The sequence below is a fragment of the Mesorhizobium erdmanii USDA 3471 genome (assembly GCF_000472705.1).
Taxonomy (GTDB): Bacteria; Pseudomonadota; Alphaproteobacteria; order Rhizobiales; family Rhizobiaceae; genus Mesorhizobium; species Mesorhizobium erdmanii.
On sequence record NZ_KI421455.1, the window covers coordinates 40441 to 66535 of the forward strand.

Below are 26095 nucleotides of genomic sequence, written 5' to 3' on the forward strand. Positions count from 1 at the left end.
AGTCCGGACGCTAGAGGAGGCGTTTGAAACCGAACCATGGCGTTGGCGGCGAAACTACAACTCCGACAGTCGCAGTCGCTGGTGATGACGCCGCAGCTGATGCAGTCGATTCGGCTGCTGCAGTTCACCCATGTCGAGCTCGAGCACTTCATCGACGAGGAGATCGAGCGCAACCCGCTTCTGGAGCGCGCCGAGCCGCAGGACGACGCCGCCAGCGACCAGGCGCAGAAGACCGAGGCGGAGCCGCAGGCGGCGGCCGATGGCGACTGGTTCGAGAACGAGGCGGGATGGAGCGCAGAGGCGATCTCGGAAAAACTCGATACGTCGCTTGAGAACCTGTTTCCCGATGATCCCGGCACCAGCGAGCGGCTCGGACCCGACCTGACGGCGCAATGGAAATCGGCTTCCGGCAATGGCGGCGGCTCCTCGTCCGAGGGGCTTGACGCCGGTGACATGGCAGCGGGCGCCATCACCTTGCGCGACCATGTCGGCGAGCAGGTCGCACTTGCCTTCGCCGAACCGGTGGCGCGGCTGATCGCCGCCGACCTTGCCGACGGGCTCGACGAGGCCGGTTATCTGCGCGCGGACCCGGCCGAGGTCGCAGCAAGGCTTGGCACCGACGCTGCCACCGTGGCCAAGGTGCTGGCGGTGTGCCAGACGTTCGAGCCGGCCGGCCTGTTCGCCCGCGACCTTGCCGAGTGCCTGTCACTGCAGCTTGCGGCGCGCGATCGCCTCGATCCGGCGATGAAGGCCCTGGTCGCCAATCTCGAACTCCTGGCGCGGCGCGATTTCCAGACGCTGAAGCGGATTTGCGGCGTCGACGAGGAGGATCTGCTCGACATGCTGGCTGAGATCCGGGCACTCGATCCGCGTCCGGGCATGGCGTTTTCGGGCGGCGTCAGCGACGCCATCGTTGCCGATGTCGAGGTGCGCGCGGCCAATGACGGCAGCTGGACCGTCGAACTCAACGCCGAAACGCTGCCGCGCGTGCTGGTCGACCATATCTATTTCGCCCAGGTCTCGCCGCACGCTAAGAATCAGGCGGAAAAGGATTTCCTGGCCGAGTGCCTGCAAAACGCCAACTGGCTGACGCGCAGCCTCGACCAGCGGGCAAAGACCATCCTCAAAGTGGCCTCGGAAATCGTGCGCCAGCAGGATGCGTTCCTGGTCCATGGCGTGCGCCATCTGAAGCCGCTCAACCTGCGCACGGTGGCCGACGCCATCGGCATGCACGAATCGACCGTCAGCCGCGTCACCGCCAACAAATACATACTGACCCCGCGCGGCGTGTTCGAACTGCGCTATTTCTTCACAGCCTCGATCGCCGCGTCGGGCGGCGGCGACGCGCATTCCTCGGAAGCGGTGCGCGACCGCATCAAGCAGTTGATCGACGAGGAGAAACCCGTCGATGTCCTTTCCGACGACGCGATCGTCGATATGCTCAAGGAGAGCGGCGTCGATATCGCCCGGCGCACGGTCGCCAAGTACCGGGAAGGCATGAATATTCCGTCTTCCGTGCAGCGCCGGCGCGAAAAGCGGGCGCTTGCCAGCGCCGGTCGTTAAAGCAATTCCGGCGAAGTGTGAGGCGGTTTTCCAGAAGGAATTGCGTCAAGACAAAGAGATGGAGCGGTTCAACGTTTCCCTGAAACGATGAACTGCTCCAGGCCTCGGGCATTTCCACAGCTTTCGAGCTTCATTGACAAGCCGCGGGGAAGTGTCTAGAAGCCCGCCCGCATGAGACGGGCCCGATGCCCGCTAGCGGATGGTCCGTCACGACAATGGCCTCGGGACGGTCAAAAAGGCGGCTTGCGATCAACCGGAAAGTTCGGATTTAAATCGGCGCGAGTGACGCCGCAAAGCTTGTGCGCACGGATCACGAGTATAAACTCAGGCCAGTTTGAAGCCTGAGCAAGGAAGGTCAGTTTTCAGATGAATCTGCGCATATCGGGAAAACACATGGATATCGGCGATGCGTTCCGCACACGCATCAACGATCGTGTCGGCGAAGCGATCGGCAAATATTTCGATCGCGGCTTTGCGGGACACGTCACCGTCATCAAATCGGGCTCGCGCTACCAGGCGGATTGCATGATCCGGCTGGATTCCGGCGCCTCGCTGCAGGCCACCGGCGATGCCCAGGACCCAACCTTGGCCTTCGAGGCCGCGGCCGATCGGCTGGAGACCCGGCTCCGGCGTTACAAGCGCCGTCTCAAATCGCACAACTCCGGCAATGCCAACGGCGATCTGACCGACATCGCCTATACGGTGATGGCGCCGCTTGCCGATGACGACGAGGATATCCCGGAGGATTTCGCACCGGCCATCGTCGCCGAATCAACCATGACGCTGAAGACCATGTCGGTGGCCTCGGCGGTAATCGAGCTCGATAACAAGGACAGCCCGGTGTTCGTTTTCCGCAACGCCGGAACCGACCATCTCAATATCGTCTATCGCCGGCCCGACGGAAACATTGGCTGGATCGACCCGTCCACGACCAAGGTCGCACAAGCGTGACGACCAAGGTCGCACAGGTGACGACCGAGATCGCACAGGGATAAAGCCAGCCGCACGAGGGGTGGGGACTGGTGACGGCAGGCGAACAAGGGATTTTCAAGCATGGATCTGAGCGATCTTATCAGCGTTCCGGCGATTTTGCCGGCGTTGAAGGCGAACTCCAAGAAGCAGCTTCTGCAATTGCTGTCCGAACGGGCAGCGGCGATTTCGGGCATTCCGGAGAGGGAAGTGTTCGACACCATCCTGCAGCGTGAACGGTTGGGCTCGACCGGTGTCGGCAACGGCATTGCCATTCCGCATGGCAAGCTCGCCGGCGTGAAGCGCATCGCCGGCGTTTTCGCCCGGCTGGAAACGCCGGTCGATTTCGAGTCGCTGGATGACCAGCCTGTCGACCTGGTGTTTCTGCTGCTGGCGCCGGAAGGGGCGGGCGCCGATCATCTGAAGGCCCTGTCGCGCATTGCCCGCGTGCTGCGCGACGCCGACACGGTGGCCAAGGTCAGGGGCACGCGCGACGCCGCTGCGATCCACGCGCTGTTGTCGGATACCCAGGCCTCGCACGCGGCCTGACGCCATTTTTGAGTGTGACCGCCAAGGGCCGCCTCAAGCGGCCCTTTTTGTTTTAGCCAACCGATCGCCTCTCGACGGAATCCCGCAGGGAAAGCGCGAGGTGCTTTTCGCCGGAAAAGGTCTTAATGAATGGCGACGGTGGTCAGGTCGTTTTCCATGGCGCCGGCCAGTGCGCGGTCGCGCGCATCGGAAAGCAGGATCGGCTGGCCATTGGCCGCAAACAGCGCCCACAGCGTCATGCCGGGCGCTAGCTCGCCGATGTTGGGGAAACGACCAAGCAGATCGTCGCTCGAGACCTTGCGGAGGTAAGCGACCGAGCCTTCGCCGAGATGGGCGAATTCGCCGCTGGTCATTGTGATGGTTTCGTCAGTTCTGGTCATTTCAAGCCTCCTTGGCGCGCGGACGCCACGATTGGCCGCCCCGCACAGAGCCATCGGCGAAGATCAGTCTTTCACCGATATGTTTATTTTCCGTACCAGCCGTTCGGACTCCGGCCGATCGAGGTCGATCGACAACAGGCCGTTCTTCAGCTCCGCCGCGATCACCCGCATGCCGTCGGCCAGCACGAAACAGCGCTGGAACTGGCGCGCGGCGATGCCGCGATGAAGGAATTCGCGCTCGGTGTCGTCGGTTTGACGGCCGCGCACGACCAACTGGTTTTCCTCCGTGGTCACATCGAGATCGCTTTCGGCGAAACCGGCGACGGCGAGCGTGATGCGCAACCTTTCGGCCTTGCCGTCGGCGCCGCTGAGCCGTTCGATGTTATAGGGAGGGTAGCTGTCGCCGGATTTCGCCAGGCGCTCCAGGGTCTTTTCCATGGCGTCGAAACCAAGGAGAAGCGGGCTGGAAAAAGGCGTCATTCGGCTCATGTTACACTGTCCTCTCAAGAGCGACATAAACTGGAAAAACCCGGATGGCATTTTTCCCGATGCTCTTGATATGGTCCGCCCCGCGACCAAGTTCAAGCCACCAGAAGACCCGCCCAAAAAGACCAGGCCTTGGACTCACAGGAATAATCGAGATGGCGCTTGAAATGACGCTTGGATGCAAGGAGAAGCGCCAAGGTCCTGCTTCGGGCGTGCTCTCGATCCGGTGAGTCCACGGCCAGCCAAACAAGGAATTGAAATGCCCCAACCACGCAAGATCATCATCGACACCGATCCTGGACAGGACGATGCCGTCGCCATTCTGTTGGCGCTCGGCAGCAGCGAACTGGAGATCGTCGGCATATCAGCCGTTGCCGGAAACGTGCCGCTGAAGCTTACCGAAAAGAATGCCCGCAGGATCTGCGAACTGGCCGGCCGGCCTGACATCAAGGTCTATGCCGGTGCCATCCGCCCGCTGGCGCGCACACTGGTCACCGCCGAGGAAGTGCATGGCAAGACCGGCCTCAACGGGCCGCAACTGCCCGAGCCGACGATGCCGCTGCAGGAGCAGTATGCCGTCGACTTCATCGTCGAGACGCTGATGAAGGAAGAGAGCGGCACCATCACGCTCTGCCCGCTCGGGCCGCTGACCAACATCGCGCTGGCGCTGATCCGCGAACCGCGCATCGCACCGCGCATCAAGGAAATCGTGCTGATGGGCGGCGGCTTCTTCGAGGGCGGCAACGTCACGCCGGCGGCCGAGTTCAACATCTATGTCGATCCGCAGGCCGCCGATCTGGTGTTCAAATCCGGCATCCCGATCGTGATGATGCCGCTCGACGTCACCCACAAGGCACTGACCACCACGAAACGCATCAAGGCCTTCCGCGACCTCGGCACCAAGGTCGGCATCGCGACCGCCGAGATGCTGGAATTCTTCGAGCGCTACGACGAGCGCAAGTACGGCACCGATGGCGGGCCGCTGCACGACCCCTGCGTCATCGCCTATCTGTTGAAGCCGGAACTGTTCAAGGGCCGCAACTGCAACGTCACCGTCGAGACCGCCTCGGAGCTAACCATGGGCATGACCGTCATCGACTGGTGGGGTGTCACAGCCAGGGAAAAGAACGCCATGGTGATGCGCGACATTGACCATGACGGTCTCTTCGCATTGCTGGTGGGGAGGCTGGGAAGGCTGTGAAAACTCCTTTCTCCCCGTTCACGGGGAGAAGGTCCCGGCAAGGGGATGAGGGGCAGCGCAACCGCCGAGAGTATGCCTGCATCCTCGGCGCTGCCCCTCGCTCGATCGCTTCGCGACCACCTCTGCCCGTACACGGGCGAGGGAAGGGCCGCTATTACTTCGACCGTGAAAAAGCCAGCCACAGGCCGCCGCCGACCATGAAGCTGCCACTGATCCTGGACAGGAGCTTGACGCGGCGGGCCGACAGCATGCGGCCGGCGCGGCCGGCGGCCAATGCATAGGTCGAGTCCGACATGGCGGCGAAGATCATGGCGGTCAGGCCCATGACGACGATCTGCAGCGAATAGTTGCCTTGCGGTGCTATGAACTGCGGGAAGAAGGCGCCGAAGAAGATCAGCGTCTTGGGATTGCTCAGCGCCACCAGCAGGCCCTGCAGGAAAAAGCCGCCACGCGGCTTTCTCGCCGTTCCGTCGGCATTCAGCGTTCCCTTGGAGCGGAACATCTGCACGCCCATCCAGATCAGGTAGGCGGCGCCGATCAGCCTGACCCATTCGAACCAGTGGCCCATGCCCGAGATCAGCGTGTTGAGGCCGATGCCGACGATGGCGATCATGATGGCAAGGCCGGCCTGGGTGCCGGCGACATTGGCAAGACCAGCGCGGGCGCCATGGCGGATGCTGTTGGCGATGATCAGCGTGACTGTCGGTCCGGGCACCAGGATGATGACGATGCAGGCGAGGACATAGGCGGCGTAGAGTTCCAGCGACATAAGTTTTCCTCAAAAATTCTGCCGATGCGGCGCAACCGGGAACAATCAATGCATGGCGGCAGCCGGGTACGCAAGCCATCGGCGAAGCGCCGCGCCGATGGGCGCTTCAGGCGCCGACGGGCCAGGGCAGCGTCGCCTCATAGGCCGCCGCCGCCCTCAGCACGGCAAGGTCACTGCGCGGCCGTCCGATCAGCTGCATGCCCATCGGGCGGCCCTGGCCGTCGAAGCCGACCGGCACGTTGACCGCCGGGCAGCCGCCTAGCGTAGCGTAGGCGGAAACCTGCATCCAGCGGTGATAGCTATCCATCGCCTGTCCGGCGACCTCGCGCGGCCAATGGGTGCCGACATCGAAGGGGAAGACCTGCGCCGTCGGCAGCGCGATGAGATCAAAGCGGTCGAAGATCGACAGCAGCGTGCGATGCCAGGAAGTACGGACGACCGAGGCCGCGCGGATCTGCGGCCCCGTCAGCCGCATCGCATTTTCCACCTCCCAGACGGCTTCCGGCTTCAGCAGGCCGCGCCTGGAGGGGTCGTCATAATGGACTTTGAGGGCGCAGCCACTGCTGGCCTGGCGCAGTGTGACGAAGGCCTGCCACAGTGCTTCGAAATCGAAATCCGGCAGCAGCGGCTCGGTCACGAAGGATGCGTCCGCGAACCGACGAAGCGCCGCCTCGCACAGATCAAGGATGCCGGGTTCGAGAGGCAAATGGCCGCCGAGGTCGCCGAGCCAGGCGATGCGGCCGCCAGTCGAGGGAGCTGCAAGCCCTTCGAGGAACGAGCCCGGTTTCTCATAGGACAATGGTGCCTGGGGATGGTGGCCAGCCTGCACGTCGACCAGCAGCGCCATGTCGGCGACGTTGCGGCCCATCGGCCCGTCGACACCCATCTGCGCGTGAAAAACCTCGACGTCCGGCCCGCCGGGCACAAGCCCCTGCGAGGGCCGAAAACCGTAGACATTGTTCCAGGCCGCCGGATTGCGCAGCGAGCCGCCGAAATCGCTGCCGTCGGCGACAGGCACCATGTCGAGCGCCAGTGCCACCGCCGCACCGCCGCTCGAACCGCCGGCGGTGAGTGCCGGGTCGAATGCGTTCAGCGTCGGCCCGAAGACAGTGTTGTAGGTGTTGGATCCCAGCCCGAATTCGGGGACATTGGTCTTGCCGATGATGATGGCGCCGGCGTCGCGGATGCGCTCGACGAAGAAATCGTCTTCCCGCGGCACGAAATCGGCGAAGATCGGCGAGCCGAAGGAGGTTCTGAGGCCCGTGGTCGAGGCGAGGTCCTTGATGGCTATCGGCAGGCCAAAGAGCGTCCCGGTTTCGGGTCCCCGTCTGGCATCGGCGGCATCGGCCTCGCGCAGGATGTCGCCGCGTTCGCGCAACGAGACGATGGCGTTGACCAGCGGGTTGACCGCATCGATGCGGTCGAGGAAAGCCGTCACCACCTCGCGTACGGAAAGGCTCTTGCGACGGATCGACTCGGCCAGTTCTACAGCCGACAGGCGGCAGATATCGCCGGCCGGCGGCACGGCGTGTTTGGTGCGGGGACGCGTCATTTCAGCTGGCTTCTTGCAATGCCTGGTCGACATCCTTGGCCAGCGGGATCGCCGGCTGGGCGCCAGGCTTCAGACAAGCCAGCGAACCGGCCGCACCGGCGCGCGCCAATGCCTTGTCGAGCGCGAGGCCGGACGACAGGCTGGCAGCGAAATAGCCGCAGAAGGTGTCGCCGGCGCCGACCGTGTCGACAGGCGTGATTTTCATTGCCGGAACGGTCAGGAAGTCAGCAGGTGTCGCCGCCATGACGCCGTCGCCGCCGAGCGTGACGACGATGGTGCGGCCGGTTTTCGCCGCGAAGTCGCGCATGCGTGCCGCCCGGTCGCGGCCGTTCAACGCCAGCGCCTCGCCATAGAGGTCGAACTCGGTCTCGTTGGCGACGGCATAATCGGCCTTGCCGAGGAAAGCCGCCGCATCGCCCTGGAAAGGAGCGGTGTTGAGCACGGTGATGGCGCCGGCCGCGCGGGCCTGCTCGAGCGCGGCATCGACGGTCGCCAGCGGGATTTCATGCTGCAAAAGCACGACATCGCCCTTTTTCAGAAAAGCTTTGGACAGGTCCCCGGGCAACACGGACGCATTGGCGCCGGGAACCACGGCGATGATGTTCTCGCCGTCGTCGCCGACCATGATCAGCGCCGTGCCGGTCGAGGCAAAGGTTTCCCCCACGCCCGACAGGTCGACCTTGGCCTCGCGCAACAAAGCCAGCGCCTCGGTGGCGAAACTGTCCCTGCCGACGGCGCCGACCATGCGCACCGGGACACCGGCACGTGCAGCGGCCAGCGCCTGGTTGGCGCCCTTGCCGCCGGGCGCCGTGGTGAAACCGGAGCCGCTCACCGTTTCGCCGGGGCTCGGCAGGCGGTCGACTTTGGCGATGAGGTCGAGGTTGATCGAGCCGATGACGATGATCAAGCAAGGCCTCCTGTCGGTACAAAAACGTGTTGGCGCGTTCCGGCCAGATGCACGTCGCTCCAATCGCGCGGGAAGCTAACCTGTAAGGCAGCAGCTTGCCAGACCACACGGATGGGTCCAGTCGGTTTTGTGTTATATCAACCTATTCGCATAGCACCGTGACCGTGCCCTGATAGGTGCCGGCAGGAAAGATGCCGCTCGACTTGGTGGCGGAGAGATCGACCTGCATGGAGTGGGTGCCGTTTGTGACCTTTTGCGGCACGCTTCCCGATATGTCGACCCCGGAGCCGTCGAGGCGGAAGACCGAGGCGAAGGTCACATTGGTGCCGCCGCCGCTCGGCGCGGACGAAAATGCGGCAGGCGCAGGCGCCGAAACCGAATAGCAGTCAAGCAAGTCGAACAAGGAACACAGCAGTGAGCTTGCCACGATGGTGGCGTTCGCACTCGATCCGCCTGCTTGTTTGGAGCCCAGTATACTGATGGCGGGATTTGCCTTCATCGTTCCCGATGTCCCGACCATGATGGTGCAGGTGCCGATAATCGCGGCCGGCGCTGGCTGGCAGAAGCCGGCCAGCGCCGCCACCGCAAGCAGCGCGCGGCTATTTCCTCTTCTTTTTCTTGCCATTGGCATTTCCGGTTCTGAGGCTCCAGCCCTCATTGGCCCATCCGGGTGACGCGGTCGCGGCAGCGGCGGGAGCGGTGGCGGCCACGCTCCCGGTCTGGCCGTCGGCGCCGAGACCCATTTTGAGGAGTTTCAACTCCAACTGCAGGCGCTGGACCTCGAGTTCGTACAGGCGGCTGCAGTCGAGACGCTTCGGCGTACGTCCGATCGGGATCACCACCCGGCCATAGGTGGCGACGCCATTGTCCGTCTGGCCGTTACCCCTGATAACGCCGAGATCGACGTAGGCACCTGAACCGGAGACTGCGGAACGGCAAGTGGTGCCGTCCGCGGCATGCACCTCGTCCTGGCCTTGGGGCAAGGTGACACCGGGCAAATTGAACCCGTTCTCGTTCTGGTTGAGATTATAGATCTGGTCCTGCGCCTGGGTTGGAGCGGTGTTTGTCACAGCAACTGCAAGTGCCAGCGTCAGGACTTGCGATGCCCAAAAAACTTTCCGCATATCTGTGCCTTTATCTGCGTCTGTTGATTGGGGAAGGGGATGCTTTCGGTACAGATACGGACTTTGCGCTCGACGGCGCCGCCGAAGGGGACGACCACGAGGACGGATCGGGAGGCCTGGGAGCCGAGTTGGAAGACACTCGGAGAGATCCTGGCGTCAACCGGCTGAAAGTCCTGATCGTAGACGTGGATTTCGACCCTGATCTTCTGGTCGTAGGGATTGGCCGGGAAGACACGGACGGCGAAGACGTCGGTGAAACTGTTGATCTCGCCACGCATCGGCGACATCGACTGGGCGCCGGCGGCAATAGGCATCAGCGCCACGGCCATTGCCGTCGCCAAGGTTCGAACATGTGTCAAGGACCCCTCCTTCCTGAGGGCTATTCGCAGCGCAGCGTCACCGTTGCCTGATAGTTTCCGTTCGAGAAGCGGTTGCTGCCGCTCTTGGTGCCGGCCAGATTGACCGAGACGAGATCGGCGCCGGGTGTGGTGATTGCGGTGGCCGAGCCTGTCTCCACGATCGAATGCGCGCCCGCGGCCGAATAGGTCGGTGTCCAGGTGGTCGACGTGGTGTCGGCCGACGGCACCGTCGTGGTGGTCACCGGATCGACGCTCAGCGACACGCCGCCGGTCGTCGTCAGAGTGACGGTTCCGGCCGAGCCGCCGCTGTTGTGGGAACTGAGGGACTGGAGATCGGGACTGACCGTCATCGTGCCATTGGTGGCGATGACAAGCGTGCAGGTCGGGCTGATTGTGCCATTGAAAATGACATTTTGCGTCGTGGCCGACGCGGCCTGGCCCATGCACGCGACCAGCAATGTTGCACCGATGGCGGTGCCGAACGACTTCATCGCGCCCCTCCTATCAAATCGGATTGCCCGAATTAACAGGAGTCATGATCGCTTTATCATGGTTAATTTAGCGTAAACTTAAATAACGCACTGAAATAACACCAGTGAATAAACCGACGGTTGTCCCAGGTTGTAATCCGAAATTCGTAGAATAAATCGCACTAATACTTAGAGATGCGAATATTCATATATTCATTCGCTGAAGACTGAAAAATCGATATTCAGGATGACACTTGCCCCGCCTCCCAGCCCAATATGGCGCGTTTGCGGGTCAGGCCCCAGTGATAGCCGGTGAGGTCGCCGGACTTGCCAATGGCGCGGTGGCAAGGCACGACGAAGGAGAGCGGGTTGGCGCCATTGGCGGCGCCGACCGCCCGGCTGGCGCTCGGCGCGCCGATGCTGGCGGCGATCGAGGAATAGGTACGGGCCTTGCCCATCGGAATCCGCAGCAGAGCCTCCCAGACGCGAACCTGGAAGTCGGTGCCGATCATGACGACATGCAGCGGCTGGTCGGGGCGCCACAGCGTCTGGTCGAAGATGCGCGCAGCATAGGGACCGGTCGCCGCCATGTCCTCGACATAGATGGCGTTCGGCCAGCGGCTGGACATGTCGGCGAACGACGCGCGTTCCTCGCCTGGATCGCTGAAGGCGAGGCCGGCAAGGCCACGGTCGGTGGCCATGATCAGGGCGGTGCCGAAAGGCGAGGGATGGTAGCCGTAGCGGATGGTGAGACCGGCGCCGCGCGTCTTGTAGTCGCCCGGCGACATCGCCTCGTGGGTGACGAACAGGTCGTGCAGCCGACCGGGACCGGACATGCCCAGTTCGAACGAGGTTTCGAGCAGCGGCATGCCGGAATCGAGCAACCGGCGGGCGTGATCCAGCGTCACCGCCTGCAGAAACGCTTTTGGCGACAGGCCGGCCCAGCGGGTGAAAAGTTTCTGCAGACCAGTCGGCGTCTCGCCGACCTCCTCCGCAAGCTCCTCGAGCGAGGGCTGATCGCGATAGTCGAGGCTGATCTTCTCGATTGCGCGGCGCACGATCTCATAGTCGCTGCCTTGCGGCGTGATGTCCTTCTTGAGGATTGCTGTCTGTGTGCTCATCGGACTGTCTCCTTGGCCAGGAATATCGCCCCTTGGGGCGCCGATCGCCACCCGAAACTTGCCTTCTTGCCGCGCATACCCAGATAGACTCGGGTTTCGTGAGCCTGTTCCATCCCGACGTGTCGGGATGGGGCTCTATCTTTGTGTTCGAGCATGATCTTTTCCGAATCCCGGCATCCACATTTCGGGATCATGTTCTTGCGAGGAGTCGCTCATGGCCGGCGAGAAAGTGCATCTGACCGGGGCAAGGGAAACCTTGCTGATGACGCTCTACGGCAAGGCGTTGGAAAGCCGGCTGCCCGATTCGCTGCTCGGTGATCATTTCGCCGACAAGGCGGTGCGCAAGATCGACTATGATTTTGCCAGGCTCAAGGTCGACGAGAATCTCGGCATCGGCCTGGCGATCCGGGCCAAGACACTGGACGTTCGTGTCGAGGATTTCCTGGCGAGAAATCCCGGCGCCATCGTGCTGCATCTGGGCTGCGGGCTCGATACGCGCATCTTCCGTGTCGATCCGCGACCGGGCGTGGACTGGTTCGATGTCGACTATCCAGAAGTTATCGAGCTCAGGCGCAAGCTCTACCCGTCGCGCGACCATTACCACCTCATCGCTTCGTCGGTGACCGAGCCCGGCTGGCTGGCCGAAGTGCCTCGCAACCGCCCGGCCATCGTCGTGGCGGAGGGGCTGACGCCCTATCTCCCCGCCGACGAGGGGCTGCGTCTGGTTTCTCGGCTTGTCTCGCATCTTGCCGGCGGCGAGTTGATGTTCGACGCCTATAGTCGTTTCGGCCTGACGCTGCTTCGCCTCAATCCGACCATCAAGGCGACAGGCGCAGAAGTTCACTGGGCGATCGACGATCCGCACGAGTTGGAGCAGGCGGTTCCCAAGCTGCGGTTCGTCGAGGACATCTCCGCCTACAAGCCTGAACATGCCGCCCGCATGGGCTGGTCCGCCAAACTGTTCGTTCGCCTTTGGAAACACATTCCGGCGCTGCGCAAGGTCGGCAGGCTTTTGCGGTATCGGTTCTAAGCACTTTGTCTGTCGCAATTCCCAAGGGAAAGCGCTGCGCGCTTTTCTAGGGAACCGCTTCACGCTTTTCCGGGAATTGCTTCTAGCGCGTCTTGGCGGTTGCCAGCGCCCGCGAAAAGGCGGTGGCAAAGCTCTCGCGGGACTCAGGATCGAGAAAGCCGCCGATCGGCACGTTCTGGCCTTGCCCTTCAACCGTCATCTTGGTGATACCGATCTCGGCGTGCCGGGCGACCGAGAATCGTGCCCAGAATGGGTTGAAGCGGTGCGCTTCCGATTTTCCCGAGGGAGTTGTCTTGCGGATGTCGAGGCTGGTGCGCGAGACCGACACTTCCTCACGGGCGCGGGCGGCGCGGTAGTTGGCGCGGAAGGCGATGTAGACGGCGACCACGTCGAGGCCGAAGAAGCCGAACACCGGCCAGGCGCCACGCGACAGGAAAAACGCGCCTGTCACCAGCCAGCCGAACAGCAGCGCGCCCATCAGGACCAGAAAACCCGTCCTGCCCAGCGACCGGTGCGGGGTCAGCAATGCGCGGAAGAAGGGTTCGTCGGCCTGGAATGAGGCGTTTGTGTCGCTCATGACTGGATATTATAGGAAGGGAATGGCGCGCCCCAAGTCCAAAGAGTCTCCGATGCCCAAAAAAGAGCGGTTCCCCGGCCGACGCGATGGCTCGAACGCCAAGCCGCGCCCACGGCCGGTGCGGCGGACTTCGCGCTACAGTCCGGCCGAAGTGCACGAGATATTCCGGCGCTTCTGCGTCCAGCGGCCAGAGCCGAAGGGCGAACTCGAACATGTCAACGCCTTCACCCTGCTGGTGGCGGTGGTGCTTTCGGCGCAGGCGACGGATGCCGGCGTCAATAAGGCGACACGGGCGCTGTTCAAGGTCGCCGACACACCGCAGAAAATGCTGGCGCTGGGTGAGGCAAAGATCGGCGAATACATCAGAACCATCGGGCTCTGGCGCAACAAGGCCAAGAACGTGATTGCGCTGTCGCAAGCGCTGATACGCGACCATGGCGGCGCGGTGCCTGATGACCGCGATGAACTGGTCAAGCTGCCGGGCGTCGGACGCAAGACCGCCAATGTCGTGCTCAACATGGCCTTCGGCCAGCACACGATGGCGGTCGACACGCATATCTTCCGCATCGGCAACCGGCTGGGCCTGGCGCCTGGCAAGACGCCTGAGCAGGTCGAGCAAGGGCTGCTCAGGATCATCCCGGACGAATATATGCGCCATGCACATCACTGGCTGATCCTGCATGGCCGCTATGTCTGCAAGGCGCGCAAGCCGGACTGCCCAGCCTGCGTCATCGCCGATATCTGCAAGGCCGAGGAGAAGACGACCGACGTGCCGGCGCCGCTGGTGCCGATCGCCTCGCTTGAAACGGCGTCAGCGGAAAATCAAATGCCGTAACCGCGTGCCATCGCCGCCGCGAAGACCGGGATCAGCAGGAAGACGAAGGCCTCGGCGCGGATATAGGCATTGACCGAGACCAGCTCGCTCGCGGGTACAGCGAAGGAGGGATTGGCGCCAGCCTGCCGGTTCCAGGAAATGAAGCGCACGGTCGGGACGATCGATAGCAGGCCGACAACGCCGAAGGCCGCCATCTTGGCCCAGAACACCCAGTTGTGGATATAGAACTCCCAACCTTTCAGGCCCCAGAAGACCCGGCCGATGCCGACGATGATGATCAGCGCGGCGATGATACCATAGTGACGGTCGATGCCGGCGAGCCGCTTGAGCGTCGCCGCGGGCAGGTCGCCGCGGATCAGAACGAATTCGGCGCCGATGATCCCGGCCAGGGAAAACACCAGCAGGTGATGGACAATGGCAAGCGCAAGGTCGGTCGTTTCCATGCTTCTTCCCTTGGGTTGAGCACCAGCCGCGTCAGAAAAATCCCACGCCGGCAGCTGCTGAATCAGCCTGCCTGGAAACTAACACCGCCGGGCAGAATTCCCATAACGGACTTGCCGCTTCTGAACGTTGTCCGTCGCTGCTTGCCTGGATGATGGCGCATCTTCCGCTGGCCCTTGCACCGCAGGGGCGATTTGCTAAGCGCAGGCACCATCAGCGAGGCAGTCCCATGAACAACAGCCAACCGACCGTCGCCCCCGTCATCGAGACGCAACGAACCATCCTGCGGGCGCACCGGCTGGACGATTTCGATGCTTATGTCGCCATGTGGGCCGATCCGGCCGTCACCCGTTTCATTGGCGGCAAGCCGCGTACGCGCGAGGAAAGCTGGATGCGCTTCCTGCGTCACGCCGGCCTGTGGTCGCTGCTCGGCTACGGCTTCTGGGCGATCGAGGACAAGGCGACGGGCCGCTTCGTCGGCGAGGCCGGGTTTCACGATCTGAAGCGCGACATCGCGCCGCCGATCGAAGGCATTCCCGAGGCCGGATGGGCATTGGCTCCGGCCGTGCACGGTGCCGGCCTTGCTACCGAGGTCGTCAGCCGTATCCTGGCTTGGGGTGAAGAAGCATTTGGACGGGCGAGAACCGTCTGCATCATCGATCCCGAGAACACCGCCTCGTTGAATGTGGCTGGCAAGGTCGGTTATCGCGAAGTGCTGCGAACCACTTATCACGACGCCCCGACCGTCCTGCTGGAGCGGCTGTCCTAAACAGGGATTGCGGTTCCCGGGCTAGCCGGCCTTGCGGCGCAGCTTCCGCGCCACGTCGGCCCATGGATCGGCGCTCCCGGCGGCTGGCGTGACGCCGCGGCCAAGCAGCACCATCGAAGCATCGAATGGTTTCGGCCTGGCGATCCCATAGCCCTGGGCATAGTCGACGCCAATCGCCTTCAGCGCGGCGGCGATGCCGTCGCTTTCGACGAATTCGGCGATGGTGCGCTTGCCCATGACCTTGCCGATGTGGTGGATCATCTCGACCATGGCGCGGTCGATGCGGTCGTCCAGCATGTCCTTGACGAAGCTGCCGTCGATCTTGAGGTAGTCGACCGGCAGATGCTTCAAATAGGCGAAGGACGACATGCCGGAGCCGAAATCGTCGAGCGCGAAACGGCAGCCAAGCCCGCGCAGATCGGCGATGAAGCGCATGGCGTTGGTGAGATTGGCGATGGCGCTGGTTTCGGTGATCTCCAGGCAGATCATGGCAGGCGAAATGCGGTGGACGAGGAATTGCTCCAGCAGGAAGCCGAGGAAAGTCTCGTCGCCGAAGGTCGCGCCGGAAAGATTAATGGCGCATGTGGCGATCGGCGGCGTGCCCGGATCCGCCTGCCGGGCGGCCAGGATGCGGAAGGTGTTGCGCACCACCCAGCGGTCGATCGACGGCATCAGGCCGTAGCGCTCGGCAGCCGGAATGAAGCTCTGCGGGGTGACGAAGCTGCCGTCCTCGTCGGTCAGCCGCAACAGGATCTCGATATGCGCGCCCGCCTCGGCGACGTCGTCGTTGAGCGGCCGGATTTCCTGGGCATGCAGCCTGAAGCGGTTTTGCTCCAAGGCGGCGTGCAGGCGCTGTACCCACGTCATCTCGCCGAAACGCTCTCGCAAGGCCACGTCGCCGTCGCTGTGGATCTGGACGCGGTTTCGGCCCTTCTCCTTGGCCATGTAGCAGGCGACATCGGCGGCCCGCAGTGTCTCCTCGATCGTCACCTGCGCGTTGGCGATCTCAACCATGCCGATGCTGACGCTGGTGTTGAATGGCCTGCCGTCCCAGGCGAAATGCAGGTCCTGCACGCCCGCGCGCAGCCGTTCGGCGATGTCGGCCGCATCATCGGCTTCACAATCGACCAGCAGCACGCCGAACTCGTCGCCGCCCAGACGCGCCAGCACGTCGCCCGGCCGCAATTCGTGGGTCAGCAGTGCCGAGATCTGGCGCAGCAACTGGTCGCCCGCGGCATGGCCACACGTATCGTTGACCAGCTTGAACTGATCGAGATCGAGATACATCAAAGCGTGCTGCCGGGGCTGGCCCTGCAAATCGACGATCGCCCTTTCCAGCCGGCTTTCGAAATCGCGCCGGTTGGCGAGCCCGGTCAACGCATCATGCGAGGCCTGCCATGAGAGCCGCTCAATATAGTCCTCTTCGCGCGTCATGTCGTGGAAGGCGAGCACGGCGCCGACGACCTCACCGGCAACGAGCAGCGGCGCGCCGGTCAGCGCGACGGGAACGACGGACCCGTCTGGCCGCTGCAGCAATTGCGGACGGGCGCTGGAACGGCGCGCTTCGCCGGCCAGGAGACGCTCAATCAGCTGCGTTTCCTCTACACTGGTGTCCTTGTCGACGAGACGAAACAGCGATGCGATCGGTCTGCCCCTGGCGGTGCCGAACGGGCAGGCTAGCAGTTTTTCGGCAACCGCGTTCATGTAGTCCAGCCGCCCGTCACGGCCGGTGCTGATAACGGCCTGGCCGATCGAAGCAAGTGTGACCTGGGCGCGCTCGCGCTCGGCATTGAGCGCCAGCTGGAAGGCCTGCCGTTGCGCCAAGAGCTTGCGCGTGCGCCAAACGGCAAGAAGGATCAACGAGGCGGCGGTGACGAGATTGGCAAAGGTGAGCCTCCGGATGAAGCGCGATCCCTCGCCCAGACTGTCCGAGAAGGCCTTGGACAATGGCGTGACCTGACGGTCGAGCCGATGGATTTCCGCCTTCCAGGCGCTGATCTCGGCCGCCGACGCCGGCCCCTTCACCAGCGTCGCATGCATCGTGTCGCCGAGCCGCTGGATGGCGAGGATCATCGTATCGGCCGCCGCCCAGTCCCGGATGGCTGTGTCGAGATAGCTGAAATTCCGGAAATTCTGGAACAGCCAGATCAGCCCGGCGACGTCGTCCGGATGATTTCTGCCCTGCAGAAAGCCCGCGCGCGCTGCCTCTGCATCGGGGGTGGGCTGCTCGAGCGCCAGGCGGGCCGAGCGGTCGGCCAACGGAACGGCGATCGCTTGGCGATATTCGCCGAAGAATTGATCATTGCCGGTGTCCGCGTAAAGGCTGAGGAAATAGATGGCGTGCTTTTGTCCCTTGGACCAATGGCTTTCGCCGCCGACATAGGCGCGAACCGCCGAAAGCGTGTAGAGGCTGAGGCTGGCGACCAGCGCCTGGATCAGGACGACGGCGATGAACGGCCAGACGAGCCCGAGAAGACGGGGGCTGGCGTCTATCGATGACAGCTTCATAGACTTCATGGACGTGCCATGATCCTGTCAGCGTCTGTCCGACCGTTTCATCCGCCGGTTGAGACGATTTTCTTCCCCACATGTCGCTCGATGGCGACAACAAACCGGGTATCATGAGGGGCTTAACAGCAAATAAATGGTTTCGTTTTCTAAGACGACTTTTCTTGCTGGCGCAGCCGAATATTACGCAACGTCAAGTGAATGCTTGAAGTTGAATCAGTTTGTATTCGAAGCGTATCGGTCTTTTACCGGCCCGTAACAACGCGGGCTGGGCTGAGCCTACGCGGCAAGACTTGCCTGTTCCAGCAGGGAGGCATCCTCGCCGAAGGCGCGGGTGGCGCGGGCCGCCGCCTCGAGCAACGGACGTTTCATGCGTTGAAGGAAGGCGGCATCGACGCGCGTGCTCGGGCCAGCCAGCGTCAACGCACCGAGCAGGATGTGTCCCGGTCCGAATACCGGCGCCGAGACGCCCGCCGTGTCGGGGTCGCGATCGCCGACGGCAAGGCAGTGGCAGTTTTTTCGGATGGTCTCGTAGGGTTCACCGGGCTGGCCGGAAAACGCCGCAAGCACGCGTCCGCCCGAACCGACAAGCAAGGGCAAGACGTCGCCCTCGCGAATGGTGTAGCGGATCGGATGTTTGGATTCGACGCGGTATAGACAGGTGCGGACATCGCCTGAACGGACATAGAAGGCAACGCTTTCCCAACTTCGCTCGGAGAGGTCGCGCATGATCGGCAGCAGGATGTCGACCGCCACGACCGAACGCTGATAGAGCGCGCCCAACCGGAATGCAGCCGGCCCGACGCGGTAGCGCCCGTCGTCCAGGCGTTCGAGCAGTTGCCCGCGCAGCAATGAGTTCGCCAGCCGCAGGATCGTGCTCTTGTAGAGGCCGGTGCGGGCGGCGAGTTCGGCCAGGCTGAGCGAACGGTCAGCCGTGGTGAAGGCATCGAGGATGGCGATCGCCCGATCCAGGGCCGCAACACCTTCGGCCGACGCGAGCCGGTTTTCCACATCAGTCGATCTGTCTGGCAAGTCCATTGCGGTTCCCAGTTCGGTGAAACCCGAGCGGAGCCACTCTGTCGCGCCACCAAAGTGTTCTGTCCAGCAGAATATCGTTCCCGTTGACAGAACTCGGTAACATCTGCTTGAACTCGATCACGGGTCTGTGAATGCAGGCGCGTTTGGCAGGCACCGGGGGAGGTGTCGTGATCTGGAGGAATCCCATGCTGAACAGACGCAGATTTTTGATGAGCACGGCGGCGGCAAGCGCTGCCGGCCTTGCAGGACTTCATCACACGCCCGCTTTCGCCGAAGGCGCACCGCAGATCCAGATTTTCGTGCCGGCCGCTCCCGGTGGCGGCTGGGATCAGACAGGGCGCACGATGGATCAGGTGCTGCGCTCAGAGAAGCTGATCTCCGGCTCGCAGATCACCAATGTCGGCGGTGCCGGCGGCACGGTCGGGCTGCCGCAGTTCATCAGCCAGTGGAACGGCAAGGGCAATTCGCTGATGGTCGGCGGCATGGTCATGGTTGGCGCCATCATCGCCAACAAGGCCGCCAACAATCTGACGCAGGTGACGCCGATCGCCCGTCTCACCGGGGAATTCGAGGCCCTGGTGGTGCCGGCGGAATCGCCATTCAAGACCGCCGCCGATTTCGTCGCCGCGCTCAAGGCCGATCCGACGAAGGTTCCCGTCGCCGGTGGTTCGGCCGGCGGCTCCGATCACATCCTGTTTGGCCTGATCGCCAAGACGGTCGGCGTTCCGGCGGCCAATCTTTCCTATGTGCCGTTCGCCGGTGGCGGCGAGGCCCTGTCGGCGCTTCTCGGCAATCAGGTGGCGGCCGGCATCTCCGGCTTTGGCGAATTCTCCGAACAGGTCAAGGCCGGCGCGCTCAGGCTGCTGGCCATTTCGGCCGACAAGCGCCAGGACGGCATCGATGCGCCGACGCTGAAGGAAGCCGGCATTGATGTAGAACTGTTCAACTGGCGCGGGGTTTTCGCGCCTCCCGGCGTGTCCGACGCGGACAAGGCGGCGATGATCACGATGGTCGAGGCCATGGCCAAGAGCGATGCCTGGGCGACCGAATGCAAGAACCGCAACTGGACATCCATCCTCCTCACCGGCGACGACTATGCGAAATTCGTCGCCGAGGATTCGGCACGCATCGAAGCCATCCTCAAGGATCTCGGCCTCGCCTGATTTTCGCCAAGGGGGCGGCGCGAGCCGTCCCTCAGTTTTCCGATCGAGCCGATCGCAGGAGCGAGTGCGGTCAGTCAACGCGTGAAGGTACGTGAAGCCGGCGGCGGATGCCGGCTGTCTTGGGAGGACATTCATGAGCACCATCAACCAGCCGGCGGCGCCATCACGACTTGCCGTGCCGGAATTGCTTGTTGGCATCGGCCTTCTCGCCTGTGCCGGTGCCGTGGCCTGGCAGACGCTGGCGATCCCGGTGTCGCCGCTCTATTCCAAGGTCGGCCCGACCGTCTTCCCCTATCTCACCATGGTCGGCCTGGCGGTGCTCTCGCTGCTGCTCATCCTCGCGGCGTTTCGCGGCGGCTGGCAGCCCGAGGAGGAAAAGGAGACGCCGACCGACTGGAAGGCGATGGGTTTCGTCATCATCGGCCTTCTGGCCAATTTGCTGCTCATCCGGCCACTCGGCTTCACCGCGGCATCGGTCATCATGTTCGTTCTCGTCTGCTACGGCTTCGGCAGCAGGCATACGCTGCGTGACGCACTCACCGGCCTAATCCTGGCGCTGGCGGCCTATTTCGGCTTCGCCAGGGCGCTCGGCGTCAACATCGGCGCCGGTTTCATCGAGAACCAGCTGAACGCGGCGATCGATACGATCATCGGCGCGCTGGGAGGTTGATGCCATGGAAACGCTTGGCCATCTCGCCCACGGATTTTCGGTCGCTTTCACGCCGATGAACCTGATGTGGTGCCTGCTCGGCACCACGCTCGGCACCGCCATCGGCGTGTTGCCCGGCCTCGGGCCGGCACTGACCATCGCGCTGCTTCTGCCGATCACCTACCAGGTGGCGCCGGAAGCCTCCTTCATCCTGTTCGCCGGCATCTATTACGGTGCCATGTATGGCGGCTCGACGACATCGATCCTGCTCAACACGCCAGGCGAAAGCGCCACCATCGTCACCGCCCTGGAAGGCAACAAGATGGCGCGGTCCGGGCGTGGCGGCGCGGCCCTCGCCACCTCGGCGATCGGCTCCTTCGTCGCCGGCACGCTGGGCACGCTGGGCGTCGCCTTCCTGGCGCCGGTGGTGGTCAAGTTCGCGCTGGCCTTCGGCCCGGCCGAATATTTCTCGCTGATGGTGCTGGCCTTCATCACGGTGTCGGCCGTGCTCGGCTCATCGTCGGTACGCGGGCTCACCAGCCTGTTTGCCGGCTTCGTCATCGGCATGATCGGCGTCGACCTGCAGACCGGCCAGCCGCGCTTCACCTTCGGCTCGACCGAACTGCTCGACGGCGTCGACGTCATCATCGCCGCCGTCGGGCTGTTCGCCGTCGGCGAGACGATTTACATGGCCTCGCGCCGCTATGCCGGCAAGGACGAGATCGTACCGCTCAAGGGTTCGCTCTATATGACAGCGGCCGAATGGGGCCGCTCGTGGAAGGCCTGGTTGCGCGGTGCGGCGATCGGCTTCCCGATCGGCGCCATGCCGGCCGGCGGCGCCGAAATCCCGACCTTCCTGTCCTACGCCGTCGAAAAGAAACTGTCGAAGCACAAGCAGGAGTTCGGCACGGTCGGCGCCATCGAGGGCGTTGCGGGTCCCGAGGCCGCCAACAATGCGTCCGCCGCCGGCGTGCTGGTGCCGATGCTGACGCTCGGCCTGCCGACCTCGGCAACGGCGGCGATCATGCTGTCGGCGTTCCAGAGCTATGGCATCAACCCGGGACCGCTGCTTCTGACGACGCAGGCCAATCTGGTCTGGGGGCTGATCGCCAGCCTGTTCATCGCCAACGTCATCCTCGTCGTCCTCAACCTGCCATTGATCGGACTGTGGGTGCGGCTGCTGAAGATCCCGGCGCCGCATCTCTATGCCGGCATCCTGGTGTTCGCGACCGTCGGCACTTATGGCATCTCGCAATCGCCGATAGACCTGGTCATCCTTTATCTCCTGGGAGCGGCCGGCTTCCTGATGCGGCGTTTCGATTTCCCGACCGCGCCCGTCATCATCGGCATGATCCTGGGACCGCTCGCCGAAACCCAGTTCCGCCGGGCAATGACCATCTCGAATGGCGATTGGTCGGTGTTCTACAAGCATCCGCTGTCGCTGACGCTGCTGACGCTCGCCTTCATCGGCCTTGTCGGACCGCATATCTGGGCCTTCATCGAACATCGCCGGCGGCGCGGAACAGAGCATGTGCCGGGCGATGCCTGACCGATTTGAGAAGATATGACCGACCTGCTTTCCGGTATCCGCGTGCTCGATCTGACCAATGTTCTGGCCGGGCCTTATTGCGCCTATCAACTGGCGCTGCTGGGTGCTGACGTGATCAAGGTCGAGGCGCCGCAAGGCGGCGACTTGGCGCGCCAGCTCGGCGGTTCGCCAAAGCTCAACCAGGCTGGCATGGGCGCCTCCTTCCTGGCACAGAACGCCGGCAAACGATCTGTCACGCTCGACCTGAAGACGGCAGCCGATCGCGAGCGCTTCCTCGACCTTGTCGCCAGTGCCGATGCCCTGGTGGAGAATTTCCGACCCGGCGTGATGGATCGGCTCGGCCTCGGCTATATCGAGCTGAAGGCGGTCCGCCCCGGTCTCGTCTATTGTGCGATATCGGGTTTCGGCCAGACCGGGCCGATGCGCGACAATCCCGCCTATGACCAGATCATCCAGGGTCTTTCCGGCATCATGAGCATCACCGGCACGCCGGAAACGGCGCCGCTGCGCGTGGGTTATCCGGTCGCCGACACGCTGGGCGGGCTGGTCGGCGCCTTCGCTATCGCATCGGCGCTGGTCAGGCAGAAGACATCGGGCGAGGGCGCCTTCCTCGACGTGTCGATGCTCGAATGCACGCTTTCGGCGCTTGGCTGGCCGGTGTCGAACTATCTGACGGCAGGGCTCGATCCCAAGCCGATGGGCAATGAGAACATGACGGCGGCGCCCTCCGGCGCCTTTCGTACCGGCGATGGGCTGCTCAACATCGCCGCCAACAAGCAGGAGCAGTTCGTGACGCTTTGCCGGCTGATCGGGCGGCCGGAACTGGCGTCCGATCCTCGCTTCGCAGAGCGCGAGACGCGCAAGAAGAACCGTGCGGCGCTGAAGGTCGAGATCGAGGACGCCCTGAGGGCCGCGCCGGCGGCTGCCTGGGAAGAGACGCTCAATCGTGCCGGCGTGCCGGCGGGCAGGGTGCTGACGATCCCGCAAGTGCTGGCCGAGCCGCAAGTGCTGGAACGTCAGCTGACAGCGAATTTTGACGATGTTGCCGGGATGGATACGCCGCTGACCGTGCTGCGTGGAGGCTTCATGGTCGATGGTGAGGCGCCTTTGCCGACGAAGCCGCCACCAGCGCTCAACGCGCATATGGACGAGATTTTCGCCGGTCTGCCGCCGCGTGCCAAGGCCGGAGCACGGGCATGAGCGGCGCGGAGAAGAAGTCAGGCCGTGAACTGGGCGAGGAATGGTGGCAGACCGCAATCATCGAGATGAGCCCCGGCATCATCCGGCTGCGCGGCTATGAAATCCAGGACCTGATCGGTCGCGCCAGCTTCCCGGCAGTCGTCTGGCTGACGCTGCGTGGCGAATTGCCCAGCGAGGACCAGGCCTCCTTGCTCGGCATCGCGCTGGGTGCCGCCGTCGACCACGGACCGCAGGCGCCGTCAATCGCCATTGCGCGCATGGCTGTGACCTGCGGCGTTGGCATCAACAGCGCCATGGCCTCGGCCATCAACGTGCTCGGCGACGTGCATGGCGGCGCCGGCGAACAGGCGCTGTCGTTCTATGGCGATATCGCCGTGGCGATCGATGGCGGGGCGACGCTCGACGGGGCGGTCTCGGCACGGCTCGACCGGTTCTTTGTCGGCGAAAAGGATTATGTGCCGGGGCTCGGCCACCGCTTTCACCCGATCGATCCGCGCGCACTGCGGCTGCTCGAACTGACCCGCGCCTTTGCCGCGCGGGGCGTGGTTAGTGGCCGGTTCGCCGATATCGCCGAGGCGATCGAGGCCGATGTCGCGCGGCGTAAAGGCAGAAAAATCCCGCTCAATATCGATGGCGCCACGGCCGTCATCTATGGCGAACTCGGCTTTCCGCCACCGCTGACGCGCGGGCTCTTCGTGCTGTCGCGTTCCGTCGGCATCCTGGCGCATGCCTGGGAACAATCGCAGCAGAGCGAGCGCAACAAGGGGCCGCTGCCACGCGAATGGCTGTGGGCCTATACTGGCACGCCGCCGAGGCCGTTTCCGGGAGAGGACGACGCTGGCGAATGAAGCACGGAGTTATTTGCCCTGGCGCAATTCCTGGGGGAAGCACTATCGGCTTTCCTGGAATTGCTTACGCCTGGCCCTGCGGCGCCAGTTCGGGCAGCTGCAAGGTCGCCACCAGCGTCGAGAGATCGGGCTCGTCGATGAGCATTGCGGCGTCGGCCGGCGCGAGCCAGGCCCGCTGGCGCCGCTTGGCTTCCTGCCAGTTGACAAGCTCTTCCGTCACGTCGAGCAGATAGACGATCACGTCGACGCGGACAAAGCGGTTGGTCAGTCGCTTCCAATAGGAATAGGTGCCCGCGGGCTCCTTCAGGGTCTTGCCGAGCACGCCGGCTTCTTCCATCGCCTCGATGGCGGCTGCCTTGCGGCCGCTCTTGCCTTTCATCGGCCATCCCTTGGGGACGATGAAGCGCTGCGTCGTCCGTGAGGTGACCAGCATCACCTCGATGCCGCCATCGGCGTTCAGCCGAAAGGGGATAGCCGCCACCTGGCGGATTCGTTCGCCCTTCTTGGCTCGGCGTACGGCCTTTTTCCTGGTGGCTGCCATGCGTAAAAATCCAGTCGTGCAGTGCCCCATAGCGTGATGCGGCGCCTTTGCAAAACCCAAACTGCCGCACGGGTACCCGAACGCCCCTATCACGTAAGTCGGCTAAATAAAAGCAGGAGCTCGCCTGTCAGCGGCAGGTGCTCACGGCGGTGGTGCCGATTATCTGCGTCTGGCAGGTCGGCCTGACCTGCGGCACCACCGGCGGCGGCGGCTGGACGATCACGCGGTCCTGGGCACGATACTGCTGTTGCTGCTGCTGAAATTGCTGCCGCTGAATCTGGTTCTGCAGGATTTGCAGGTCGTTCCGCTGGATCAGCACGTTGCGGTTGGTGGTGGAATTGAGCACCTGTGCAGAGGCAGGCAGCGCAAACCCGGCCACAATCGTCGCGGCCAGCATCGCCGATGCGAGTTTCATCGATGGTCGCCGCGCAAACATCCGGTCATTCCCGCGAAAAATCCTGTTCATTATCGATATATAGGGCGTTTGTCCGGCGATGCCATGGTCGACACCCGGCTTGAAGTCGATCATGCCTCCGCCGCGTCCTTCCGGTTTGCGGCTCAGCGACGTCGCCAGCATTCGCATCTACGGAAAGGCGGGGGTGGGTTCTCCAACAAGGAGTGGGAGATCGAAGGTCGCTTCGCGGCTGCGGAGAATTTGCCCGGCAACCCCGCATTGCACTTGACGGAGGCGGTCGATTCGCCGCTCTATCGCGTCGGAGCCGGCCTCGAATTGAATGGCGTCAACGGCGTCGGCACGTCCGTCAGGTATAACGGCGCCTTCGGGCAAACGGTCAAACAGAATGCAGTCAGCGCGTCTCTCAAGGTCAGTTTCTAGGCTGGTTCGGGACGGAGCCGGGCGGGAGAAGTCTTGATGAGGAAATACGCGTATTTCGTTGCGGTGCTTGGTGCGGCCTGCATTGCCGGTCTGCCGGCCGTGGCCGCGCAGACCAAGGGCGACAAGGTGACTGCGGCACCGGCTCCCGCCGCCGACGCGCCAACGCTGCCCGGCGGTGCATCGGCCTTGTCCGAGACGCATGGCGACTGGACGGTCAATTGCCAGATATCGGGCACGAACAAGGTCTGCAGCCTGTCGCACCAGCAATTCAACAAGCAAAACAACCAGCGTCTGCTGGCGATCGAACTGTCGAGCAAGACCGGTGACGATGCGACCGGCACCCTTGCCCTGCCGTTCGGCCTGGCGCTGGCCAAGGGCGTCACGCTGACCATCGATGACCAGAAACTCGACGGCAGCCTGGCGTTCAACACCTGCCAGGTGGTCGGCTGTCTGGTGCCGGTGGCGTTCGATGCCAATGTGACGCCGCTGCTCAAGAACGGCACCACGCTCAAGATCGACGCCTTCGCGGCGGATACCGGGCAGGCCGTGAGCTTCTCCATTCCGCTCAACGGTTTCGGCGGGGCGCTTGCCCGCACGGCGGAGCTTTTGTCCAACTGACGCAGCCTGCGGGATGCTGGTGGTGGTCTGTCCACCGCCAGCGC

General features: G+C 63.5%; 30 protein-coding genes. 14 read left to right on the plus strand and 16 right to left on the minus strand.

Annotation, left to right across the window (positions count from 1 at the left end; translation table 11 throughout):
- Positions 1 to 36: 36 nt before the first annotated feature.
- The 3 genes from rpoN (at position 37) to ptsN (ending at position 3081) form a co-directional block, all read left to right on the plus strand.
- Positions 37 to 1563 carry an RNA polymerase factor sigma-54 gene (rpoN, locus tag A3AU_RS0132880; RefSeq protein WP_027056627.1) on the plus strand — a complete coding sequence of 509 codons (1527 nt, stop codon included), beginning with the start codon at positions 37 to 39 and terminating at the stop codon, positions 1561 to 1563.
- A 366-nt stretch (positions 1564 to 1929) separates the two neighbouring features.
- Positions 1930 to 2514 (plus strand): ribosome hibernation-promoting factor, HPF/YfiA family, encoded by a 585-nt coding sequence (hpf, locus tag A3AU_RS0132885; RefSeq protein ID WP_027056628.1) that lies wholly within the window; start codon positions 1930 to 1932, stop codon positions 2512 to 2514.
- Between the two features lie 102 nt (positions 2515 to 2616).
- Positions 2617 to 3081, plus strand: a complete 465-nt coding sequence (gene ptsN / locus A3AU_RS0132890) for a PTS IIA-like nitrogen regulatory protein PtsN (protein WP_027056629.1) — start codon at positions 2617 to 2619, stop codon at positions 3079 to 3081.
- Between the two features lie 122 nt (positions 3082 to 3203).
- Here ptsN and A3AU_RS0132895 read toward each other — a convergent pair whose 3' ends face one another.
- A complete protein-coding gene (locus A3AU_RS0132895; RefSeq protein ID WP_032918604.1) occupies positions 3204 to 3461 on the minus strand; it encodes a BQ00720 family protein in 258 nt (85 codons plus the stop codon).
- 63 nt (positions 3462 to 3524) lie between these two features.
- The gene (locus tag A3AU_RS0132900; RefSeq protein ID WP_013893014.1) at positions 3525 to 3950 is read right to left on the minus strand and encodes an Hsp20 family protein; all 426 of its coding nucleotides are present in this window, start codon (positions 3948 to 3950) and stop codon (positions 3525 to 3527) included.
- A 256-nt stretch (positions 3951 to 4206) separates the two neighbouring features.
- On the opposite strand from A3AU_RS0132900, the gene A3AU_RS0132905 reads away from it, so the two are divergent.
- A complete protein-coding gene (locus A3AU_RS0132905) occupies positions 4207 to 5148 on the plus strand; it encodes a nucleoside hydrolase (protein WP_027056631.1) in 942 nt (313 codons plus the stop codon).
- A 154-nt stretch (positions 5149 to 5302) separates the two neighbouring features.
- Here A3AU_RS0132905 and A3AU_RS0132910 read toward each other — a convergent pair whose 3' ends face one another.
- The 8 genes from A3AU_RS0132910 to A3AU_RS0132945 all read right to left on the minus strand — a co-directional run bounded on the left by A3AU_RS0132910 (position 5303) and on the right by A3AU_RS0132945 (position 11450).
- The gene (locus A3AU_RS0132910) at positions 5303 to 5917 is read right to left on the minus strand and encodes a LysE family translocator (protein ID WP_027056632.1); all 615 of its coding nucleotides are present in this window, start codon (positions 5915 to 5917) and stop codon (positions 5303 to 5305) included.
- Positions 5918 to 6023: 106 nt separating this feature from the next.
- The gene (locus A3AU_RS0132915; protein WP_027056633.1) at positions 6024 to 7469 is read right to left on the minus strand and encodes an amidase; all 1446 of its coding nucleotides are present in this window, start codon (positions 7467 to 7469) and stop codon (positions 6024 to 6026) included.
- Position 7470: 1 nt separating this feature from the next.
- The gene (locus A3AU_RS0132920; RefSeq protein ID WP_027056634.1) at positions 7471 to 8376 is read right to left on the minus strand and encodes a ribokinase; all 906 of its coding nucleotides are present in this window, start codon (positions 8374 to 8376) and stop codon (positions 7471 to 7473) included.
- A gap of 142 nt (positions 8377 to 8518) precedes the next feature.
- Positions 8519 to 9001 (minus strand): hypothetical protein, encoded by a 483-nt coding sequence (locus A3AU_RS0132925; protein ID WP_027056635.1) that lies wholly within the window; start codon positions 8999 to 9001, stop codon positions 8519 to 8521.
- Complete coding sequence (locus tag A3AU_RS0132930; protein WP_027056636.1) at positions 8976 to 9500, minus strand: hypothetical protein; 525 nt, start codon at positions 9498 to 9500, stop codon at positions 8976 to 8978. The genes A3AU_RS0132925 and A3AU_RS0132930 overlap by 26 nt, the downstream gene beginning before the upstream one ends.
- Positions 9467 to 9829, minus strand: coding sequence for a hypothetical protein (locus A3AU_RS0132935; RefSeq protein ID WP_032918607.1), 363 nt, complete (start codon positions 9827 to 9829; stop codon positions 9467 to 9469). The genes A3AU_RS0132930 and A3AU_RS0132935 overlap by 34 nt, the downstream gene beginning before the upstream one ends.
- A 50-nt stretch (positions 9830 to 9879) precedes the next feature.
- Complete coding sequence (locus A3AU_RS0132940) at positions 9880 to 10350, minus strand: hypothetical protein (protein WP_027056638.1); 471 nt, start codon at positions 10348 to 10350, stop codon at positions 9880 to 9882.
- A gap of 221 nt (positions 10351 to 10571) precedes the next feature.
- Positions 10572 to 11450, minus strand: a complete 879-nt coding sequence (locus tag A3AU_RS0132945; RefSeq protein ID WP_027056639.1) for a methylated-DNA--[protein]-cysteine S-methyltransferase — start codon at positions 11448 to 11450, stop codon at positions 10572 to 10574.
- A 214-nt stretch (positions 11451 to 11664) separates the two neighbouring features.
- On the opposite strand from A3AU_RS0132945, the gene A3AU_RS0132950 reads away from it, so the two are divergent.
- A complete protein-coding gene (locus A3AU_RS0132950; RefSeq protein ID WP_027056640.1) occupies positions 11665 to 12480 on the plus strand; it encodes a class I SAM-dependent methyltransferase in 816 nt (271 codons plus the stop codon).
- Positions 12481 to 12562: 82 nt separating this feature from the next.
- Here the strand turns inward: A3AU_RS0132950 and A3AU_RS0132955 are convergent, their stop codons facing one another.
- The gene (locus A3AU_RS0132955; protein WP_027056641.1) at positions 12563 to 13057 is read right to left on the minus strand and encodes a DUF2244 domain-containing protein; all 495 of its coding nucleotides are present in this window, start codon (positions 13055 to 13057) and stop codon (positions 12563 to 12565) included.
- A 22-nt stretch (positions 13058 to 13079) separates the two neighbouring features.
- On the opposite strand from A3AU_RS0132955, the gene nth reads away from it, so the two are divergent.
- The gene (gene nth / locus A3AU_RS0132960) at positions 13080 to 13892 is read left to right on the plus strand and encodes an endonuclease III (RefSeq protein ID WP_027056642.1); all 813 of its coding nucleotides are present in this window, start codon (positions 13080 to 13082) and stop codon (positions 13890 to 13892) included.
- On the opposite strand, the gene A3AU_RS0132965 is transcribed toward nth, so the two are convergent.
- On the minus strand, positions 13880 to 14335 hold the full coding sequence (locus A3AU_RS0132965; RefSeq protein WP_027056643.1) for a DUF2214 family protein: 456 nt from the start codon (positions 14333 to 14335) through the stop codon (positions 13880 to 13882). The genes nth and A3AU_RS0132965 overlap by 13 nt on opposite strands.
- Before the next feature lie 227 nt (positions 14336 to 14562).
- On the opposite strand from A3AU_RS0132965, the gene A3AU_RS0132970 reads away from it, so the two are divergent.
- On the plus strand, positions 14563 to 15102 hold the full coding sequence (locus tag A3AU_RS0132970) for a GNAT family N-acetyltransferase (protein WP_027056644.1): 540 nt from the start codon (positions 14563 to 14565) through the stop codon (positions 15100 to 15102).
- Positions 15103 to 15123: 21 nt separating this feature from the next.
- On the opposite strand, the gene A3AU_RS01000000136695 is transcribed toward A3AU_RS0132970, so the two are convergent.
- Positions 15124 to 17610: an EAL domain-containing protein gene (locus A3AU_RS01000000136695; protein ID WP_032918609.1), complete on the minus strand. Its 2487-nt coding sequence runs from the start codon at positions 17608 to 17610 to the stop codon at positions 15124 to 15126.
- A gap of 279 nt (positions 17611 to 17889) precedes the next feature.
- Positions 17890 to 18648, minus strand: a complete 759-nt coding sequence (locus A3AU_RS0132980) for an IclR family transcriptional regulator (protein WP_027056645.1) — start codon at positions 18646 to 18648, stop codon at positions 17890 to 17892.
- Positions 18649 to 18833: 185 nt separating this feature from the next.
- On the opposite strand from A3AU_RS0132980, the gene A3AU_RS0132985 reads away from it, so the two are divergent.
- The 5 genes from A3AU_RS0132985 (at position 18834) to A3AU_RS0133005 (ending at position 24057) form a co-directional block, all read left to right on the plus strand.
- The gene (locus tag A3AU_RS0132985) at positions 18834 to 19811 is read left to right on the plus strand and encodes a Bug family tripartite tricarboxylate transporter substrate binding protein (protein WP_027056646.1); all 978 of its coding nucleotides are present in this window, start codon (positions 18834 to 18836) and stop codon (positions 19809 to 19811) included.
- A gap of 133 nt (positions 19812 to 19944) precedes the next feature.
- Positions 19945 to 20481, plus strand: a complete 537-nt coding sequence (locus tag A3AU_RS0132990) for a tripartite tricarboxylate transporter TctB family protein (RefSeq protein WP_027056647.1) — start codon at positions 19945 to 19947, stop codon at positions 20479 to 20481.
- A gap of 4 nt (positions 20482 to 20485) precedes the next feature.
- The gene (locus A3AU_RS0132995; RefSeq protein ID WP_027056648.1) at positions 20486 to 22009 is read left to right on the plus strand and encodes a tripartite tricarboxylate transporter permease; all 1524 of its coding nucleotides are present in this window, start codon (positions 20486 to 20488) and stop codon (positions 22007 to 22009) included.
- A gap of 15 nt (positions 22010 to 22024) precedes the next feature.
- Complete coding sequence (locus A3AU_RS0133000; RefSeq protein ID WP_027056649.1) at positions 22025 to 23209, plus strand: CaiB/BaiF CoA transferase family protein; 1185 nt, start codon at positions 22025 to 22027, stop codon at positions 23207 to 23209.
- Positions 23206 to 24057, plus strand: a complete 852-nt coding sequence (locus tag A3AU_RS0133005; protein ID WP_027056650.1) for a citryl-CoA lyase — start codon at positions 23206 to 23208, stop codon at positions 24055 to 24057. Before A3AU_RS0133000 ends, A3AU_RS0133005 begins: the two co-directional genes overlap by 4 nt.
- A 64-nt stretch (positions 24058 to 24121) precedes the next feature.
- Here A3AU_RS0133005 and A3AU_RS0133010 read toward each other — a convergent pair whose 3' ends face one another.
- Both A3AU_RS0133010 and A3AU_RS0133015 read right to left on the minus strand, forming a co-directional pair.
- A complete protein-coding gene (locus A3AU_RS0133010; protein WP_027056651.1) occupies positions 24122 to 24598 on the minus strand; it encodes an NUDIX hydrolase in 477 nt (158 codons plus the stop codon).
- A gap of 127 nt (positions 24599 to 24725) precedes the next feature.
- Positions 24726 to 25127 carry a hypothetical protein gene (locus A3AU_RS0133015; protein WP_418001093.1) on the minus strand — a complete coding sequence of 134 codons (402 nt, stop codon included), beginning with the start codon at positions 25125 to 25127 and terminating at the stop codon, positions 24726 to 24728.
- On the opposite strand from A3AU_RS0133015, the gene A3AU_RS1000000139425 reads away from it, so the two are divergent.
- Positions 25098 to 25433, plus strand: a complete 336-nt coding sequence (locus A3AU_RS1000000139425) for a hypothetical protein (protein WP_154674719.1) — start codon at positions 25098 to 25100, stop codon at positions 25431 to 25433. The genes A3AU_RS0133015 and A3AU_RS1000000139425 overlap by 30 nt on opposite strands.
- Before the next feature lie 36 nt (positions 25434 to 25469).
- Positions 25470 to 26051, plus strand: a complete 582-nt coding sequence (locus tag A3AU_RS0133025) for an invasion associated locus B family protein (RefSeq protein WP_027056653.1) — start codon at positions 25470 to 25472, stop codon at positions 26049 to 26051.
- Positions 26052 to 26095 lie beyond the last annotated feature (44 nt).

Bases quoted from the DNA above. Each gene is read 5' to 3' on its own strand.
- rpoN (WP_027056627.1), top strand. From the start codon at position 37: ATGGCGTTGGCGGCGAAACTACAACTCCGACAGTCGCAGTCGCTGGTG.
- hpf (WP_027056628.1), top strand. From the start codon at position 1,930: ATGAATCTGCGCATATCGGGAAAACACATGGATATCGGCGATGCGTTC.
- ptsN (WP_027056629.1), top strand. From the start codon at position 2,617: ATGGATCTGAGCGATCTTATCAGCGTTCCGGCGATTTTGCCGGCGTTG.
- A3AU_RS0132895 (WP_032918604.1), bottom strand. From the start codon at position 3,461: ATGACCAGAACTGACGAAACCATCACAATGACCAGCGGCGAATTCGCC.
- A3AU_RS0132900 (WP_013893014.1), bottom strand. From the start codon at position 3,950: ATGAGCCGAATGACGCCTTTTTCCAGCCCGCTTCTCCTTGGTTTCGAC.
- A3AU_RS0132905 (WP_027056631.1), top strand. From the start codon at position 4,207: ATGCCCCAACCACGCAAGATCATCATCGACACCGATCCTGGACAGGAC.
- A3AU_RS0132910 (WP_027056632.1), bottom strand. From the start codon at position 5,917: ATGTCGCTGGAACTCTACGCCGCCTATGTCCTCGCCTGCATCGTCATC.
- A3AU_RS0132915 (WP_027056633.1), bottom strand. From the start codon at position 7,469: ATGACGCGTCCCCGCACCAAACACGCCGTGCCGCCGGCCGGCGATATC.
- A3AU_RS0132925 (WP_027056635.1), bottom strand. From the start codon at position 9,001: ATGGCAAGAAAAAGAAGAGGAAATAGCCGCGCGCTGCTTGCGGTGGCG.
- A3AU_RS0132930 (WP_027056636.1), bottom strand. From the start codon at position 9,500: ATGCGGAAAGTTTTTTGGGCATCGCAAGTCCTGACGCTGGCACTTGCA.
- A3AU_RS0132935 (WP_032918607.1), bottom strand. From the start codon at position 9,829: ATGGCCGTGGCGCTGATGCCTATTGCCGCCGGCGCCCAGTCGATGTCG.
- A3AU_RS0132940 (WP_027056638.1), bottom strand. From the start codon at position 10,350: ATGAAGTCGTTCGGCACCGCCATCGGTGCAACATTGCTGGTCGCGTGC.
- A3AU_RS0132945 (WP_027056639.1), bottom strand. From the start codon at position 11,450: ATGAGCACACAGACAGCAATCCTCAAGAAGGACATCACGCCGCAAGGC.
- A3AU_RS0132950 (WP_027056640.1), top strand. From the start codon at position 11,665: ATGGCCGGCGAGAAAGTGCATCTGACCGGGGCAAGGGAAACCTTGCTG.
- A3AU_RS0132955 (WP_027056641.1), bottom strand. From the start codon at position 13,057: ATGAGCGACACAAACGCCTCATTCCAGGCCGACGAACCCTTCTTCCGC.
- nth (WP_027056642.1), top strand. From the start codon at position 13,080: ATGGCGCGCCCCAAGTCCAAAGAGTCTCCGATGCCCAAAAAAGAGCGG.
- A3AU_RS0132965 (WP_027056643.1), bottom strand. From the start codon at position 14,335: ATGGAAACGACCGACCTTGCGCTTGCCATTGTCCATCACCTGCTGGTG.
- A3AU_RS0132970 (WP_027056644.1), top strand. From the start codon at position 14,563: ATGAACAACAGCCAACCGACCGTCGCCCCCGTCATCGAGACGCAACGA.
- A3AU_RS01000000136695 (WP_032918609.1), bottom strand. From the start codon at position 17,610: ATGAAGCTGTCATCGATAGACGCCAGCCCCCGTCTTCTCGGGCTCGTC.
- A3AU_RS0132980 (WP_027056645.1), bottom strand. From the start codon at position 18,648: ATGGACTTGCCAGACAGATCGACTGATGTGGAAAACCGGCTCGCGTCG.
- A3AU_RS0132985 (WP_027056646.1), top strand. From the start codon at position 18,834: ATGCTGAACAGACGCAGATTTTTGATGAGCACGGCGGCGGCAAGCGCT.
- A3AU_RS0132990 (WP_027056647.1), top strand. From the start codon at position 19,945: ATGAGCACCATCAACCAGCCGGCGGCGCCATCACGACTTGCCGTGCCG.
- A3AU_RS0132995 (WP_027056648.1), top strand. From the start codon at position 20,486: ATGGAAACGCTTGGCCATCTCGCCCACGGATTTTCGGTCGCTTTCACG.
- A3AU_RS0133000 (WP_027056649.1), top strand. From the start codon at position 22,025: ATGACCGACCTGCTTTCCGGTATCCGCGTGCTCGATCTGACCAATGTT.
- A3AU_RS0133005 (WP_027056650.1), top strand. From the start codon at position 23,206: ATGAGCGGCGCGGAGAAGAAGTCAGGCCGTGAACTGGGCGAGGAATGG.
- A3AU_RS0133010 (WP_027056651.1), bottom strand. From the start codon at position 24,598: ATGGCAGCCACCAGGAAAAAGGCCGTACGCCGAGCCAAGAAGGGCGAA.
- A3AU_RS1000000139425 (WP_154674719.1), top strand. From the start codon at position 25,098: ATGGTCGACACCCGGCTTGAAGTCGATCATGCCTCCGCCGCGTCCTTC.
- A3AU_RS0133015 (WP_418001093.1), bottom strand. From the start codon at position 25,127: ATGATCGACTTCAAGCCGGGTGTCGACCATGGCATCGCCGGACAAACG.
- A3AU_RS0133025 (WP_027056653.1), top strand. From the start codon at position 25,470: ATGAGGAAATACGCGTATTTCGTTGCGGTGCTTGGTGCGGCCTGCATT.